Source organism: Tenacibaculum sp. nBUS_03, assembly GCF_051201695.1.
Taxonomy (GTDB): Bacteria; Bacteroidota; Bacteroidia; order Flavobacteriales; family Flavobacteriaceae; genus Polaribacter.
Genome location: NZ_CP179214.1, coordinates 1917081 through 1934303, shown reverse-complemented (window position 1 = coordinate 1934303; position 17223 = coordinate 1917081). Strand labels below are relative to the sequence as shown.

Below are 17223 nucleotides of genomic sequence, written 5' to 3'. Positions count from 1 at the left end.
CAGTAATGAAAGCTGTTTTCGACAAAGTTTATCTTGAGCGATAGTCGAAAGACTTAAATTGGCAATCTAGTTTATTTTTATCATATTTCATAACACTCCAACTGATAATTTACATGTCCCATTCAACTCCAGTCGAAGGCCTAGATATTTTCTACTATGTAATCAAGTTTTTTCGTAGGTTTGTTCTGTAGAGTATTTTTAAAGTTAAAAAAAGGACAAGAACTGTATTATATGAAAAATATTTTAGTTACCGGAGGAGCAGGTTTTATAGGTTCTCATGTAGTTCGATTATTGGTTAATAAATATATTAATTACAATATTATTAATTTAGATAATTTAACCTACGCTGGTAACTTAGAAAATTTAAGCGATATAGAGAATAAACCAAATTATTCTTTTGTTAAAGCGGATGTGTGTGATTATGATAAGATGTGTGCTGTTTTTTCTGAATATAACATAGATAGTGTTATACATTTAGCAGCTGAATCTCATGTTGATAGATCGATAAAAAACCCATTTTCCTTTGCAAAAACTAATATAATGGGAACGCTAAGTTTATTAGAAGCAGCAAAAAATAAATGGAATAATGATTTTGATGAAAAGCTCTTTTATCATATATCTACTGACGAAGTTTTTGGAAGTTTAGGAAAACATGGTTTTTTTACAGAAGAAACAGCCTATGACCCACATTCACCATATTCGGCGTCTAAAGCTTCTTCAGATCATTTTGTTAGAGCATTTCATGATACGTATAGTTTACCTGTAGTAATTTCTAATTGTTCTAATAATTATGGGGCTTATCAGTTTCCAGAGAAATTGATTCCTTTGTTTATTAATAATATCTGCAATAATAAACCTTTGCCGGTTTACGGAAAAGGAGAAAATGTTAGAGATTGGTTGTTTGTAAATGATCACGCTAGAGCTATTGATGTTATTTTTCATAAAGGAAAATTAGGAGACACGTATAATATTGGTGGATTTAATGAATGGAAAAATATTGATTTAATTAAAGTGTTAATTAAAACAGTGGATAAATTCTTAGGAAGAAATGAAGGGGAATCAGATAAATTAATAACTTTTGTTACTGATAGAGCTGGACATGATTATAGGTATGCTATAGATTCTTCTAAACTTAAAAACGAACTAGGCTGGGAGCCTTCATTACAATTTGAGGAAGGTATAGAGCATACAGTTAAATGGTATTTGGAGAATCAGGCTTGGATAGATAATGTAACTAGTGGAGAGTATCAGAAATATTATAAAGAAATGTACAAATAAAAAAGGATGATTTAAAAATCATCCTTTTTTATTATTTAAGCCTGGTTAAGCTTAAGTCTTTATTATATTTTATGATGAACAATCCTTTATTGATTGTTGAACCAAATAATTTTTTCTTGTAATCAAATTTATTTTCAATTCGTATAGAAGCTCCCTGTTTGAATGTTTTTGTTAAGTCATTGCCAGAAGCCAATCGAATTAAAATATCATATGTAATATCAAATCCTTTAATAGCATATTCAGAGGGTAACGCATTGTTTTTACTTCTAAATTTTTTATAAAATAGTTTTATGTCATCTGAGTTACTATCTGAAAAGTTGGTAGATACATATGTAAAATTAATGTCTGCTAACTTGTTATTGTCAATTCTGTCATATGAACTATTTTTATGTGTAGAAAATACCTGAACGGCTAAATCATCAGGTAATCCAATCATACTATTTAAAGCATCAGCTACGATTACTTTATCTTCTGAAGTAATAATTACCCAATTAAGTTTTTGGGTATTCATTTTATTCGAAAAACGCTCTCTTTTAATATAGCCATCCTCTGGCTTTAGAATATGAATAGTAGTTATTGAATCATGTTTTTTAAGAGAAACACTGATGTTTTTTATTAGCTCATTAGATTTTTTTTCTCCATCTCCAACAAGAAAAATATTTTCTCCGTTATAATTAGCTTTAAGGTAAGAGGTTAAATAATTGGCATATGTTGTTTTCTCAGGAGCTACTTTAACTATTTTAGAAGATGATATATTTTTCTGCTTACTAGAATAATGAGGAAAAATAATAGGCGCATTTATTTTATTAGCTACTTTGTCTGCTTTATTAGAATAAAAAGGGCCTATAACTACATCAGCAGTATCTAATTCATCATTTTCTAATATTTGTGAAATATTTTCACCTCTATTACCTGTGTCAAAAATTGAACTGTTAATTACAATACCTTGTTGTTTTAAAGAATCAATAGCAACTTCAGCTCCCATGTAAAAATCTGTTACCATATTGGCTAACTTATTGTTTTTAAAAATCTTTTTATTACTTAGAGAGTCATACTCCTTAGTTTTAAAAGGAAGTAAAAAAGCAAGGTTTATTGATGCATTTTCTTGTATACTATCTTGATAAAAAAGAAATTCTTCATTTTCTTTAACATCTTCAATAGGTTTGATTTTTAATAGCTGACCTATTGATAAATTATTATCTATTAAACCAGGATATTCAGGGTTTAAATCAACTAATTGCTTTTTTGTTATGTTATAAAAGCGAGTTAAGCTAAAAACAGTTTCTTTACTTTTTACTGTATGGGTTAAATATTGTTTTAAGACTTCTTCTTTATTAACTGTTACTGTTTCCTCTATAGCTTTTACTTTAAGTATTTGTCCAATACTAAGAATGTTGTTTACTATTTCAGGAAATTCAGGATTAAGTTTACACAATTCATCTTTAGAAATATCATAAAGCTTGGTCAATCTATACACAGTTTCACCAGGTTTTACTTCATGAGTTTCATAGCTTTTAATTACAGTGGTTTGGTACACATCTGTGTTGTTATTTTCACTGTTTTCATTTTCCTGTTCATTATTTGTAGTCTCAGTTTCTTTTGGTTTATCGTCCTCAACTACAACAGCATAGTCCTCTTTTGAATCAGATGAAGAATTATTAGTTTTAATTTTTGGATTAGGTATAACAATGACAGTATTAGCATTAGGTCTTCTACCAACATCAGGATTTAACCTAAGTAAGTCTTTAGTCTTCATGTCTAAACGATTGGCAACATCTCTCATGGTCTCTCCTTCTTGTATCTTATAAGATACATAACGTTTTTGTTGACCACATGAAATGGTAAATGACAAAATACCGATTAAAATTAAAAATTGTAATTTCTTCATCTGCTTCTATATTCTAATATATGTTTTTCGAGTGTTTTTATAAATAAACGTTATTCCCACTCAATTGTTGCAGGGGGTTTAGAGCTAATGTCATAAACAACCCTATTAACGCCTTTTACATTATTTATTATTTTATTTGATATTTTTTGTAAAAACTCATAAGGTAAATTAACCCAATCAGCTGTCATACCATCAGTACTTTCAACTGCTCTAAGTGCTACCACCTTTTCATAAGTTCGTTCATCACCCATAACACCTACTGAATTAACAGGTAATAATATAGCTCCAGCTTGCCAAACCTTATCATACAATCCGTGCTCTTTTAAACCGTTAATGAACACGGCATCAACTTCTTGTAATATACGCACTTTTTCAGCAGTAATATCACCTAAAATACGAATGGCTAAACCAGGTCCTGGAAAAGGATGTCTTCCTAGTAAATCTTTATCTATTCCCATAGAAGCCCCTACACGACGAACTTCATCTTTAAAAATCATACGTAAAGGTTCTACTACTTTAAGTTTCATAAAGTCAGGTAATCCCCCTACATTATGATGACTTTTAATAGTAGCAGATGGGCCACCATTTACAGATACAGATTCTATTACATCTGGATAAATAGTTCCTTGAGCTAACCATTTAGCGTTTTCAATTTTGTTTGCTTCATCATCAAAAACATCAATAAAAACTTTTCCGATTGCTTTTCTTTTTGCTTCAGGGTCAGATAATCCAGCTAAAGCATCCAAAAAACGTGCCGAAGCATCAACTCCTTTTACATTTAGCCCCATTCCTTCGTACTGTTTCAATACATCAGTAAATTCATTTTTACGGAGTAATCCATTATTTACGAATATACAGTGTAAATTACTTCCAATTGCTTTATGCAATAGTACAGCAGCTACTGTTGAATCTACCCCACCAGATAACCCTAGAACAACTTTATCATTTCCAATCTTTTCTTTTAGGTTGGCTACAGTTTCATCAACAAAAGAATCTGGAGTCCATGTTTGTGCTACGCCTGCGATTGATACTAAAAAGTTTTGTAATAACTGTTTCCCATCTGTTGAATGGTATACTTCAGGATGAAACTGAATGGCATAGGTAGTTTCACCTTCTATTTTATAAGCTGCATTTTCTACATCATGAGTACTAGCCAACAATACTCCGTTTGTTGGTAATTCTTTAATAGTGTCTGAATGGCTCATCCAAACTTGACTTCCTTCAGAAATATTAGAAAAGAATTCTTCTCCTTCTTTAATAAACGAAAGGTTAGCTCTACCATACTCACGGGTATTGGAAGGTGCTACTAATCCTCCGGAGAAATGAGCTAAGTATTGAGCTCCATAACAAACCGATAATAAAGGTTTTTTACCTCTAATTTCTGATAAATCTGGATGAGGTGCTTCATCTGAACGAACAGAAGAAGGACTTCCGGATAAAATAACAGCTTTGAAGTCGTTTAAGTTTTGAGGGATTTTGTTATAGGGATGAATTTCACAGTAAATGTTTAATTCTCTTACACGGCGGGCAATTAACTGAGTATATTGCGAACCGAAATCTAAAATAAGTACATTGTGTTGTTGCATCCGCAAAAATAATATTTAGATTTTAGATTTGCGATATTTAATGATGTATTTTTTAGTATTTATATACGATAGCATTTATGTTCATTCCAGAACCTACTGATGCTAGCATAATAACATCTCCTTTTTCAATATGTTGATTTTCTATTTCACCTTTTAAAACTAAATTTAATAGGGTTGGTACCGTTGCAACTGAACTGTTTCCTAATTTATGAATACTCATAGGCATAATTCCTTCAGGTACAGGTTTGCTATAGAGTTTATAAAAACGTTTTATAATAGCTTCATCCATTTTTTCATTAGCCTGGTGAATGAAAACTTTTTTAAGTTCATTTATTTCAATACCACTTTTATCTAAAGCAGCTTTCATTGCATTTGGTACATTATTAAGTGCAAATTCATAGATTTTACGCCCATGCATTTTCATATATTGTACCTCACTTTCATCCTCTTTATTATATTTATTATAAGAACTGTCAAAAAATAAATAATAAGCCTCGTTCTTTGCAAAAGTTTGAGAGGCATGACTTAAAATTCCAGAGTTATTGTTCTCTGAGCTTTCAATAATACAAGCACCAGCACCATCACTATAAATCATACTGTCTCTATCATGCTCGTCAATTACTCTTGATAAAGTTTCAGCACCTATTACTAGCACTTTTTTTGCTATTTTAGATTGTATAAAAGCTTGAGCTTGAATTACACCTTGTATCCAGCCAGGACATCCAAACAGTATGTCATAAGCTACGCAGTTTGGGTTTTCTATTTGCAATAAATTTTTTACGCGAGTAGCTAAACTGGGTAATAAGTCACTTTGATTGCTGTTAGTTTTAACATTCCCAAAATTATGAGCGAAAATAATATAGTCTATTTCTTCAGGGTTAACTTCAGCATCTTCAATTGCTTTTTTAGCAGCTAAAAAACCTAAGTCTGATGTGTTTAGTTCTTTTTTTGCATATCGCCTTTCTTCTATTCCAGTAATAGCCTTAAACTTTTCAATAATTACTTCATTGGTATCTTTAATAGGAGTACCATCAACATTTAAAAAATTAGTATCAGTAAATTGAACATTTTTTTTGGTAATGCTAGGTATGTATGCTCCTGTACCAGTAATTATTACATTGGTCATATTGAAAGATATGTTTTATAGAAATTGTTACAAAGAAAACATTTTATCTTATTTTACAGTTGTTATTGAAAGATATTTTAATTTTTTTATGATTTTAATAAAAAAAGATGTTTAAAATTATAAATATGAGCTGTCAAAAGAAAATGGTAATAGAGATACTAATGATTCTGTTTTTACAATTGACCCCGTTTCTCCTGTAAATATAATTTCTATAGGTTGCTTTTGGTTAATTTCATATTCTGATAATGTTTGTCTACATGCTCCACATGGGCCTACGGGTTTATCAACTTTGGTGATGCTAGAAGCTGCAGTGATGGCAATTTTTTTTACAGTCATATTTGGATATTCAGAACCAGCTTTCCAGATGGCAACTCTTTCCGCACACATACCTGATGGATAGGCTGCGCTTTCTTGATTATTACCTGTTATTATTTCATTATTATCAAGTAATATAGCAGCACCAACGTTAAATTTTGAGTAGGGTGCGTAAGCCTTATTCCTTGCCTCTGTTGCTTTTTTTAGTAAGAAAGCATCTTCTTGTGATAACTGAGAAATAGAGTCAAAAATAGTAGCAGTAGTAGAAATATCAATTTTTTTCATATTATATTAAGAGTCAAAAAAAGCTGTCTTATAAAGACAGCTTATGTATTTTATACGAAATTACTAAAAAAAATTGAGTTTTAATAGTCGTCATAAATTTCACCTAAATCAAATGATAAAGAGAAACGTAATGTGTTTTCTAAAGGATTATTAACATCTGAAGTATTCATTAAGTATGAAAGATCCAAAGAGAAAGCTTTGGCTTTAAAACCAGCTCCCATTGTAAAATATTGGCGTTGTCCTTTTTCTTCACTTTCATGAAAATAACCTCCCCTTACAGCAAAAGCTTTGTTGTATAAATACTCAGCACCCAAAGCCCAAGTAACTTCTTTTAATTCTTCACTAAAACTTCTGTCTCCTAGTGAAGTAAACATTCCATCAAACCAACCTCTTGTTGAGTTTGGACTTGTTGGAACTAATAATTTCGTTACCTCAAAGTTTAAGCCTAATAAATTGTAATCATCAAAGATAAAGTCAAAACCACCACCTAATTTAAAATTAGTAGGGATAAAACTCTCTACTCCATCAGTATATTCTACTTTTGGTCCAATGTTAGCAACATTAACACCCAAACGATAACGTCCGTTAAAACTTCCGTAATTTTCTTCTTCAGATCGATAGTATGCTGATACGTCTACAGCAAAAGAGTTAACAACTTTTAAATTGTTAGATACATCTAGGTTTGAGTTTATATATTTTAAGCCAACTCCCATAGAAAATCTTTCACTAAGTTTAAGAGAATAGATACCTGTAATAGCAAATTCACTCGGGTTTATAGAACCTAATGACCCTCCTGATAAATTAGTTAATTCAATTTTACCTAAAGAAAAGTATTTTACGTCTACCCCCCAAGCGGCATTTTCTTTGAACCTATTAACGTAGGAAAGATTACCAGCAAAAATATCATCCGTTAAGTTTCTAAGCCAAGGAGTATAATTTAATCCAATACTTATTTGATTTTCATTAAATGCTGTTTTTGCTGCATTATGAAAAATGGAAAATGCATCTGAAGAAGTAGCTACACCAATATCTCCCATTCCACCCGCACGTGCATCGGAGGTTATTAATAAAAATGGAGTTGCTGTAGTGATACCTTGAGCTTGTGCTTTAAAAGCAACAGCTAAAAATAATAGAAGGATAGTTAATTTTCTCATGTATATTTTGATTGTTGATATTGCAAATATATAATTTTAGTATGTATTAAAGTATTACTAATTTCTCGTATTTTTCTGATACTATATTTGTTACGGTTGATTTAACTTTTAATTTGTAAATATAAACACCTTTCCCTAATTTGTTGCCAAAATCATCCAAGCCATTCCAGGTTATATTTCTTGATAAATTTCCTGTTGTTTGAGAAAGCTGATTAATTGATTTAACTAACTTTCCAGATACTGTAAAAATTTGAACTTGAACCTCCAATGGTTCATTAGGTTTGTTGTGATTAAACCAAAATTCAGTGTAATTTACAAATGGATTTGGATAATTTAACACGTTAGTCAGTACGATGTTAGTATCACTGACAACTACAAAATTTAACGTAGTTTCAGATGAATTATTGTAAGTGTCCCATGCTTTTATTTTTAATGTATGAGGCCCTGTAGATAGATTTCTAAGTTTGTAAGAAACACTCCCTTTTGTAAAATCATCGAGTTCAGTTTGATAATAGTCATTCAAAATAAAAGGTTCAGATTCATTTCCATCTAAAATAGCTACAATATCGTGATCTACAGCAGTAATAGACGTATTTATTCCACTGACATCTGACAATTTTATAATTAAATTAGGAGAAGCATTGGTAGTACCTCCATCAATAAACGATTCGTCATTCATAAATGATTGAATTTCTGGTTCAGTAGTATCTTCAGGGGCGTTTGGGTTTATTCCTCCAACTGTTACATCAAAGTTAGCACCTCCTTTATCTATATTGCTGTCATTAGCATACATACTTATTTTCCCTTTTCCATAAGCTATTTTAATATCTTTAGGTACGATAAATTCAAATTTAAAACGACCATTTCTTACAGATGATTTTCCTCTAAATAGTTTACTTTCTTGTGAGTCAAATGTGTTAATAACACCAAACCCATCATTGTCTAATGTTTGTTTATTGATTGATTTATCAAATATTACTGTTGATAATACTCCATTGAAATTTGATAAAATAGTATTTGAACTGTTGGTAACAACACCTTCAAATGATACTTTCGATAAGGCTTTCAAGGTATCTATAGAACTAGTGATATTTTTACCGTTCATTTTTGTGATTCTTACATTAGGTTTTGGTATAGCTAGTTTCATGGCAGGATCACCAAAAAAGTATATAAAAAACTTTTGATTACTAGAGGTTGTATTTTTGGCTTTTATTAAATTTTGAGCAATAGAGCTATTAGAATTATCAAAACTTAACACGTGTTTTGTCAGTTCTTTGTTAAATTGTTCTCCTAATGAAATAAAAACATCTCGAGTAGTAGTAATCATACTTACAGCTCCTCCGTTTTTGTTTAAAAACAGCTTTTCTCCTGCAGTATCTCTTAAAGGGTTGTCAAATCTTGAAAATTCGCAAGTAACAGTAATAAATAAAGGTAATTTTTCTAGATTGTTTAAAGCTTCAATTTGTGGAATCTCTAAAAGACGTTCGTCTGCTAAGCCATCTTCACCACCATGTCCAAAATAATCAAATACAAGTGTCCCATTTTCAATGGTGTTACTAACTGCACTTTTTACTTGAGGATATCGTTCACCTCCTGATGAATTTTCTTGTTTAAAGGCGTCAGCATATAATTTATTAATATTAAAAAAAGGTTTGTATTTTTTTATAGAATCTGCGACTTCCTCTAGTCCAGATTGTAAGGTTTTATCAGCATCTTGATCAATATCATCTGCAAGTAAAGTAATTGTATTTCGCCAATCACCAAATGAATCAGTATTATAGTAACTTAAAATTTTATCAATAACATTCTTTGCTTCTTGAACAGACGTTACAGGTATTCTCCCTGAGGCTATTTCAACAGTGTCAGAAATTAACATGTCACCATCATTAGGTTCTAGCATTACGTAGTAATCGTCTGTAACATAAGAAGAAACTAAATCGAAACTTTGAGTGGCATGATAGGTAGGAACTATGTTATTATTATTGTTAATTCTGTTTTTATAATCATATGATGAATCTCCAAAAAAACATACATATGTTAATTTTTTATTTATTGATGAATTATCGTACAAGTATTTAATGAAATCTCTAATTCCTGTTATATCTGGAGAGCCAGATGCGAATTCATTATATATTTTATTAAGAGGAACAACTTTACTTGATATATTTGAATTATTAGTATGGTAGCTGGCCAGCCTTTGAGCTTCATTGATAAGGTTGTTGTTGGTTATGATAAGGTATTGGATATCTTTTAAAGCGTGCAAGTTCTGATTTTCAATTTTGAAGTTTTCTTCTATTTTTGGTTCATATGTATTAGCAATATTTACTACTACATATTCCTCTAAAGTCCCACCATTAGCTTTAAAATTAAATGAATTTCCAGTAGCTATGTTTTCTATATTCTCAGGAGAAATATGATTTGTAACATTCCAAATGAAGTTTATGTTACTAGAGTTTTGAATTTGATATTCAATCGTTCCAGTTGTATTGTTAGCTTCAAAATTCCTGAAAGAGAATTGTTTATTAGTTGCTTTTAATTCTTTTTTTCCAATAATTTCAATATAATCTAAATATGCTTTTGCTGAAGGTAATCCATTATTATTGAAGTTTATAGAAATGTCAATTCTATCAGAGGAGTTACTTTTAATTGTACCTTGGCCAGTTCTTTGTATGGCAAGTGAACTTACACTTGAACTAGAAACAGGAGGGAAGTTTAATGTTGTTAAGTTAGTACCATTGGCAGTGATTGTCATTGAAGAGTTTAAAGAAGAAATAGTTACCGCACTTACAGTTATAGTTATATCGCTGTTTGGGAGTTGGTTTTGGAATGGGATTTTAAAGTTTTGAGTGTTTTCAAAACTGAAATCTTCACCAAACCATTTTCTTCCTACCGCAAAAAGATTTTTTTCTTCTTTTTCGTAAAAAATATAATCGTCAAAAGAAGTAATTGTTTTAATGCTAGCTGAGGTTGGTTGTACTTTATTACTAATTCTCTTACCATTTGTGCTTCCTAAGGTTAGAAAATAATACGATTTATCAGTATAAATGTTTTTTTGATGGGAAGCAGATGAAGTTACAGGGTTGGTTACCCAACCATCTGGGCCTTCTCCATAAAATAAGATGTAATCATTAGTGTCAAAGGAACCGTCATCTTCACCATGAACATAAATATGATTTTCTTGTAAGTCATTATAACGTATAATATTGTTTTTTTGAGGGAGCATGTTACCACCGTTTCCAAAAATTTTTATATATTTAGGATTGATAGAATTAGGATTAATTCCGAGTTGATTTAAAAAATTAGCGTCAATTTTAAAAACCCCAGTGGTATCTATTGAAAATTTATACCAAGTTCCTTCAGATAATACTGATTTTGACTGACTAAATCCCAAAAGAGAGAAAAGTAAACAAAAAAGAAATATATTTTTTTTCATAATTCGTCACAAAATAACGAATTTTAATGTTACTTATTTTAATCTTTTTCTTAGTTTCGTAATAATAAAGTTTAAAATGTGTCGTTTGAAGACTAGCAATGACAATGTTTTTAACCAATTTATTTATAAAAGATAAGTAAATTTTCTTGTTAGAAGCTATAAATATTGTAAATTGCCACACCCTTAAAAATAGTTAAAAATACATGAAAAGTACGTTAAAATTATTTAGTTTATTACTAATCATTGGATTATTTATTACCTCTTGTAGTAGTAGAAGAGGTGGTGGTTCAGGTCAGTCTTCCCTAACTGGATGGAACTTTAATGATCCTAATTATGGTGGTTACCTTAAAGGAAAGTACAAAGAAGGAAACAATGCACCTCCAGGAATGGTTCATATAGAAGGTGGTACCTTTACTATGGGATTAGTACAAGATGATGTGATGTTTGATTGGAATACTACACCAAGACAGATGCATGTGCGCTCATTTTATATGGATGAAACCGAGGTAACAAATTCTGAATATGGGTTGTTTATGCAGTATACCAAAGATATTTTCCCTCCTGAGGAAGCTCAATATAAACATATTTATTCTTCTATAACACCCGATACACTAGTTTGGAGAAAAGGGCTAGGGAATACAAATTTATTGTCTGAGAGCTATTTAAGACATCCATCTTATGCAGAATATCCTGTAGTTGGTGTTAGCTGGATTCAAGCAAATAAATATTGTAAATGGCGTACAAATGCTGTTAACTTAAAAATCTTGATGGATAAAGGTATTATCAAAAATATTTTTAAAGAAGACTCTTTATCTTTTAAAGGGAAAAATAATTTCGATACTGATACCTACTTAACAAATCCTTATGCATTATTTGATGGAGACTCAACTATATACAAGAAAGGATTACCAGTACCAAGGAAAAAAGGAGATCCAAAACCAGCAAAAGGAGCGTTTTCTGGTAGGCAAGTAACTTCTACTGATGGTATTTTAGCACAAAAATTCCGTTTACCAACCGAAGTTGAATGGGAATATGCTGCAAAAGCTATTTTTGAAAACAGAGAATACAACAATATAAGAGGTAGAAAAAAATACGCCTGGAATGGAAAGTATACTAGAGATCGAAACAAAAGACAAAGAGGTGATCAATTAGCTAACTTTAAACAAGGTAAAGGTAATTATAGTGGAATTGCTGGTTGGAGTAGTGATGGTTCTGATATACCTAACGCTGTAAGAAGTTATCCTCCAAATGCTTTTGGATTATACGATATGTCTGGGAATGTGGCTGAATGGGTTTCTGATGTTTACAGGCCAATAATTGATGCAGAGGCAAATGATTTTAATTATTTTAGAGGTAATATATTTACTAAAAAATTAATCAACGAAGATGGTAAAGTAGTTATCGTTGGAGACGAATTAGGAGAGGTAGAATATGATACTTTAGAAAATGGAAGAATAATACCAAAAGATTTACCAGGTAGTGTTAAGTATATTCCTATAACTAAAGAAGATACGTACATGAGGAGGAATTATAATTTAGCAGATAATTCTAATTTAGGTGATGGAGATCAAGCTTCATCTAAAGACTATAATTTAGACAAAGATCAATTAGCAAACGCTCCTAGAATGTATAATTCGCCTACTAAGCCGGAAGAAGAGAAAGATTCTTTAGGTAGAGTTGTTAATAATTTTAAATACGATTCAAAAAGAAGAACAACTTTAATTAGTGATAAATCTAGAGTTTTCAAAGGTGGTTCATGGGCTGACAGAGAGTATTGGTTAGATCCGGCTCAAAGAAGGTATTTTCCAGAATATATGGCTACAAATTATATAGGATTTAGGTGTGCTACTGACAAAATGGGACCAATGATGATGAATAAAAAGAAAACAGCAACCCCTAGGTACAAAAATAAATAATCAATTTTTTTTAAAATATTAAGTAAGTAAACCTCATTGATTTCAATGAGGTTTACTATTTTTAGTTCATGAACACCATCAAAGAGTTATATAAACTGTATACTAAAAATTTTTTAGTAGATACTGATACTAGGTTAATAAGAAAAGGAGCCATTTTTTTTGCTTTAAAAGGAGAGAATTTTAATGGAAATAAATTTGCTGAAGAAGCATTAAGTAAAGGAGCCGCTTATGCAATTGTCGATGAAAAGAAGTACCAAACAAATACTTCTATACTTTTAGTTAATGATGTTTTAGAAACATTACAAGAACTATCCCGTTTTCATAGAAAACAGCTAAATATACCAATAGTGGGGTTAACAGGAAGCAACGGTAAAACAACGACTAAAGAATTAATTACTGCTGTACTTAATGAAAAATATAATGTTACTGCTACTATAGGTAATCTAAATAATCATATAGGTGTCCCGTTAACATTACTTTCAATGGATTTGAATACACAGATAGGTGTTGTTGAGATGGGGGCGAATAATCCTAAAGAAATTGCTTTCTTGTCTGAAATTTGTAGGCCTGATTATGGTTATATTACTAATTTTGGAAAAGCTCATTTAGAAGGTTTCGGTTCTGTAGAGGGAGTTATCAAAGCCAAATCAGAACTGTATGACTTTTTAAAAGATAATAAAAAGATAGCGATTGTTAATCCTAACGATAATATACAATTAAATAAAACAACTACTATCATTCGAATTTTGTTTGATAGTTCTATTAATCTTTTGAAAGCTGAACCCTATGTAAATTTAAAATTTCAAGAGGTTGTTATTAAAAGTAATTTAATTGGAAAATATAATTTTTCTAATATTTCTGCCGCGATAACTATTGGGAAAATTTTTAAAATTTCCAATTCAAAAATAAAGCAAGGGTTAGAAAACTATGTTCCTTCAAATAATAGATCTCAGATAATAAATAAAAATGGTGTTAAATTTATATTAGATGCCTACAATGCTAATCCAACTAGCATGGGTTTTGCCTTAGATAGTTTTTATGAGTTGGTAGCAGATAAAAAAATAGTAGTTTTAGGAGATATGTTTGAGCTCGGAAATACTAGTTTAAAAGAGCATCAATTAATTGCAGATAAAGTTGAGGCTTTTAATTTTGATACATCAATTTTAGTTGGTGAAAATTTTTATAGTGTAAAAACTTCTCTTAATAAATTCAAAACTTTTTCTGATTTAAAAGAATTTATTCTAAGTGAAAATTTCACTGTAGGAGGTACTGTTTTTATTAAGGGTTCAAGAGGAATGGCATTAGAAAGGGTGATAGATTTATTCTAAATATTTTCCTTGTGATAGTTAATTAGTCCATCAATAGGTCTTTGAATAATGTTTTTAATAGTCATGTTGTTTTTCAAAGCTATTTTGTGTAAAATATCTTGAAAAAAATAAGCAATTGACCCAATAAAATACAAAGGAATTGTATCGCTTTTATTGAAAGGTATTATGTGTAGATTAAAAAACTTTGTAAGCCTTTTGTTAACAAGTTTTTTTACATATTTTTCATTTTTGTTTTCTATTAGAAATTTAGCAAATGTAGCCAAATACATATTAGGGTTTTCTTTTTTGTATAAGTTTAGTTTAATTTCATCAGGGTTAAGATTAAAATTTAGAGAAAATTTCTTTGAGATATCCTGAGGCATCTTTTTGTAAAAAAAATCTCTAAGTAATTTTTTCCCAAAGTAATTACCACTAGCTTCATCCATGATGGAATACCCGAGTGAAGGAGCTAAATATTCAGTTTTTAATCCATCAAAGTAACAGCTATTTGAACCAGTTCCTAATATAGAAACAATTGCTTCTTGTTTGCCAGCAGAGGCGTATACAGCTCCTAATATGTCTTCGTGTACTGTTATTGTAGCTTTTTCGAAAATAGCACTTAAAACTTTAGTTAAATCAACTTTAGGAGTCTCAGTTCCGCAACCTGCACCATAGAAATATAGCTGTTGGATATATTTCGTATGGTTATTTAATTTTTTAGAACTTTTTATTCTCAATTGTAATTCGTTTGCTGATACAAGATTAGGATTTAGACCTTGAGTTTGAGTTCTAAAAACTTCATTTTTATTGAGATCTATACAAGCCCAATCAACTTTTGTTGATCCACCATCAGCAATTAAAATCATATGTAATTTTTTTTAAAACTTAGATTATTTTTTGTTATCGCTTTTATTTAGCTGATTGTTATTTATTGTTAATTTTCTTTTTATTGAGTTTTACAAAATTTTTAGCTACAATATTTATTGATATTTAGAGAAATACTCATTTACTAATTTTTTATTCTAGAATCTAATTTCTCATAAATCGAATTCTTTGAGATGTACTCAGGAACAATAGTTTTTATTAATTGTACTGTCTTTTTATTATTACGTACACTATTTGAAATGCATAATTCGATAATTTTTTGTTGTATCGAAGTATGGTCAATATTTTGATTTTTGGCAATCATAATTTTTTCATGATAGGTAGGTGAGGTGTTCTCTCCATTAGCTAATAACTCTTCATACAGTTTTTCTCCAGGACGTAATCCGTTTATTTTTATGTCTATATCATCAGGGAAACGTAATCCCGATAAGTGAATCATACGTTTTGCTATGTCATATATTTTAACTGATTTACCCATGTCAAAAATGTAAATTTCACCTCCATTACCCATGGTCCCAGCTTCAAGTACTAAACAACAAGCTTCAGGGATTGTCATAAAGTAACGAGTAATCTCTTTATGTGTTACTGTTATAGGTCCTCCATTTTCTATTTGTTTTTTAAATAAAGGAATAACCGAGCCGTTTGACCCTAAAACATTACCAAAACGTGTTGTTGTAAATTTTGTTGTGTGGTTAGTTAAATTACTTAAGCAACTAATATACATTTCGGCAACACGCTTTGTTGCTCCCATTACATTGGTAGGGTTTACAGCTTTATCTGTAGAAACCATCACAAAGCGTTCAACATTATATTTAATTGATAAATCAGCAATTATTTTTGTGCCTGCAATATTAATTTTTACAGCTTCATATGGACTCATTTCCATTAAAGGAACATGTTTGTACGCAGCTGCATGAAATACTTTATTGGGGGTATAAGTTTCAAAAATATCAGACATTCTTATTTCATCTCTTACATCACCAACAATTGCTGTAAAGTTTCCCTTATTTTTTTGAATTAATTCTTGCTGAAGGTCATACAGTGCAGATTCTGCTTGATCTATCAAAATAAGGTGTTTGTAGTTATTATAAGCACTAAGTTGTCTTGAAATTTCTGATCCTATTGAACCAGCGGCACCAGTAACAAGAATAACTTTATTGTTAACCTCCCTCTTTACTATTGGGTTATCTATTGAAATTGGTTTTCTGTCTAGAAGGTCTTCAATTTTAACTTGCTTAATTTGATTTGCTTCTAGGTCTCCGTCTATCCATTTAGTTAATGGAGGCACGATTTTAACTTTTACCTCTAATTGAAGTAACTTATCAGTTAAATAAAGTAGTTTTTCTGATTTTATATTTTGAATAGAAATAATGATCTCATCAATTTCTTTTTTCTTGATAAACTCACTGTTAATATTTCCTTTTTCGTAAATTTTTATTCTGTTTATTTTTTTTCCTTGCTTTTTTGGGTCGTCATCAATAAATCCAACAACTTGGTAGTTGTTTTTTGTATCTCTGTTTAAAGCACCGTAAGTTATTAGAGCGGAATCTCCGGCACCATATATTAATACATTTGTGATATCATCAAGCTCAGAAGATATTATTTCAAAAAATGCCTTAAATACATATCGACTAACTATTAAAATTAAAATAGAAATTAAATAATGAATTATAATGATTGCTTTTGGGATTGTAAAATTTGGAACTATTTTAAAAGTATTGTTTATTAAAATAGTACAAATAGTAATCATTGAAAGCAATGTTACACCAACAAAAACATTAAAAGCATCTCTTGTTCCAGTATGCCTAATGATTCCTCTATAAGATCCTACTGCAAGAAAGCTAATAAGAGCGATACATGCAATGAATGGGAGTTGTGTGTATAAACTATCTAAATCGAAGTTTAGAGTAGCATTAAAACGAACTGTATATGCTAGTATAAATGAGATACATATTAAAATAATATCAATCACTAAAACAATCCACTTAGAGGCGTACTTATCTATAATTTTAAGAAATATATTTTTAATCATTGCTATATTTTAGAATAC

At 30.2% G+C, this 17223-nt stretch carries 11 protein-coding genes; 3 read left to right on the top strand and 8 right to left on the bottom strand.

All coding sequences use genetic code 11. The annotated features are described in order from the left end of the window. Positions 1 to 231: 231 nt before the first annotated feature. Entirely contained in the window at positions 232 to 1278 is a 1047-nt protein-coding gene (gene rfbB / locus ACMFBB_RS09045) for a dTDP-glucose 4,6-dehydratase (RefSeq protein WP_435264077.1), read from the top strand. A 31-nt stretch (positions 1279 to 1309) separates the two neighbouring features. Here rfbB and ACMFBB_RS09040 read toward each other — a convergent pair whose 3' ends face one another. The 6 genes from ACMFBB_RS09040 to porU all read right to left on the bottom strand — a co-directional run bounded on the left by ACMFBB_RS09040 (position 1310) and on the right by porU (position 11065). Continuing rightward, positions 1310 to 3166 (bottom strand): LysM peptidoglycan-binding domain-containing protein, encoded by a 1857-nt coding sequence (locus tag ACMFBB_RS09040; RefSeq protein ID WP_435264076.1) that lies wholly within the window; start codon positions 3164 to 3166, stop codon positions 1310 to 1312. A gap of 50 nt (positions 3167 to 3216) precedes the next feature. Further along, on the bottom strand, positions 3217 to 4752 hold the full coding sequence (gene guaA / locus ACMFBB_RS09035) for a glutamine-hydrolyzing GMP synthase (protein ID WP_435264075.1): 1536 nt from the start codon (positions 4750 to 4752) through the stop codon (positions 3217 to 3219). A gap of 52 nt (positions 4753 to 4804) precedes the next feature. Next, positions 4805 to 5878, bottom strand: coding sequence for a 3-oxoacyl-ACP synthase III family protein (locus tag ACMFBB_RS09030; protein ID WP_435264074.1), 1074 nt, complete (start codon positions 5876 to 5878; stop codon positions 4805 to 4807). A 117-nt stretch (positions 5879 to 5995) separates the two neighbouring features. Further along, entirely contained in the window at positions 5996 to 6478 is a 483-nt protein-coding gene (cdd, locus tag ACMFBB_RS09025; protein ID WP_435264073.1) for a cytidine deaminase, read from the bottom strand. Between the two features lie 80 nt (positions 6479 to 6558). Beyond that, the gene (porV, locus tag ACMFBB_RS09020; protein ID WP_435264072.1) at positions 6559 to 7632 is read right to left on the bottom strand and encodes a type IX secretion system outer membrane channel protein PorV; all 1074 of its coding nucleotides are present in this window, start codon (positions 7630 to 7632) and stop codon (positions 6559 to 6561) included. A 46-nt stretch (positions 7633 to 7678) separates the two neighbouring features. Further along, the gene (gene porU, locus ACMFBB_RS09015) at positions 7679 to 11065 is read right to left on the bottom strand and encodes a type IX secretion system sortase PorU (RefSeq protein WP_435264071.1); all 3387 of its coding nucleotides are present in this window, start codon (positions 11063 to 11065) and stop codon (positions 7679 to 7681) included. A gap of 203 nt (positions 11066 to 11268) precedes the next feature. Between porU and gldJ the strand changes: the two genes are divergently transcribed. Together gldJ and ACMFBB_RS09005 are read left to right on the top strand one after the other, a co-directional pair. Then, complete coding sequence (gene gldJ / locus ACMFBB_RS09010) at positions 11269 to 12981, top strand: gliding motility lipoprotein GldJ (protein ID WP_435264070.1); 1713 nt, start codon at positions 11269 to 11271, stop codon at positions 12979 to 12981. A 68-nt stretch (positions 12982 to 13049) separates the two neighbouring features. After that, on the top strand, positions 13050 to 14309 hold the full coding sequence (locus ACMFBB_RS09005; protein ID WP_435264069.1) for a UDP-N-acetylmuramoyl-tripeptide--D-alanyl-D-alanine ligase: 1260 nt from the start codon (positions 13050 to 13052) through the stop codon (positions 14307 to 14309). On the opposite strand, the gene ACMFBB_RS09000 is transcribed toward ACMFBB_RS09005, so the two are convergent. Both ACMFBB_RS09000 and ACMFBB_RS08995 read right to left on the bottom strand, forming a co-directional pair. Further along, on the bottom strand, positions 14306 to 15154 hold the full coding sequence (locus tag ACMFBB_RS09000; RefSeq protein ID WP_435264068.1) for an N-acetylglucosamine kinase: 849 nt from the start codon (positions 15152 to 15154) through the stop codon (positions 14306 to 14308). The two genes, ACMFBB_RS09005 and ACMFBB_RS09000, sit on opposite strands and share 4 nt — an antisense overlap. A gap of 143 nt (positions 15155 to 15297) precedes the next feature. Further along, positions 15298 to 17205: a polysaccharide biosynthesis protein gene (locus ACMFBB_RS08995; RefSeq protein ID WP_435264067.1), complete on the bottom strand. Its 1908-nt coding sequence runs from the start codon at positions 17203 to 17205 to the stop codon at positions 15298 to 15300. Positions 17206 to 17223 lie beyond the last annotated feature (18 nt).

Coding starts and splice junctions, on each gene's coding strand:
- ACMFBB_RS09005 (WP_435264069.1), top strand. CDS start 13,050: ATGAACACCATCAAAGAGTTATATAAACTGTATACTAAAAATTTTTTA.
- cdd (WP_435264073.1), bottom strand. CDS start 6,478: ATGAAAAAAATTGATATTTCTACTACTGCTACTATTTTTGACTCTATT.
- ACMFBB_RS09000 (WP_435264068.1), bottom strand. CDS start 15,154: ATGATTTTAATTGCTGATGGTGGATCAACAAAAGTTGATTGGGCTTGT.
- porV (WP_435264072.1), bottom strand. CDS start 7,632: ATGAGAAAATTAACTATCCTTCTATTATTTTTAGCTGTTGCTTTTAAA.
- ACMFBB_RS09030 (WP_435264074.1), bottom strand. CDS start 5,878: ATGACCAATGTAATAATTACTGGTACAGGAGCATACATACCTAGCATT.
- ACMFBB_RS09040 (WP_435264076.1), bottom strand. CDS start 3,166: ATGAAGAAATTACAATTTTTAATTTTAATCGGTATTTTGTCATTTACC.
- ACMFBB_RS08995 (WP_435264067.1), bottom strand. CDS start 17,205: ATGATTAAAAATATATTTCTTAAAATTATAGATAAGTACGCCTCTAAG.
- porU (WP_435264071.1), bottom strand. CDS start 11,065: ATGAAAAAAAATATATTTCTTTTTTGTTTACTTTTCTCTCTTTTGGGA.
- rfbB (WP_435264077.1), top strand. CDS start 232: ATGAAAAATATTTTAGTTACCGGAGGAGCAGGTTTTATAGGTTCTCAT.
- gldJ (WP_435264070.1), top strand. CDS start 11,269: ATGAAAAGTACGTTAAAATTATTTAGTTTATTACTAATCATTGGATTA.
- guaA (WP_435264075.1), bottom strand. CDS start 4,752: ATGCAACAACACAATGTACTTATTTTAGATTTCGGTTCGCAATATACT.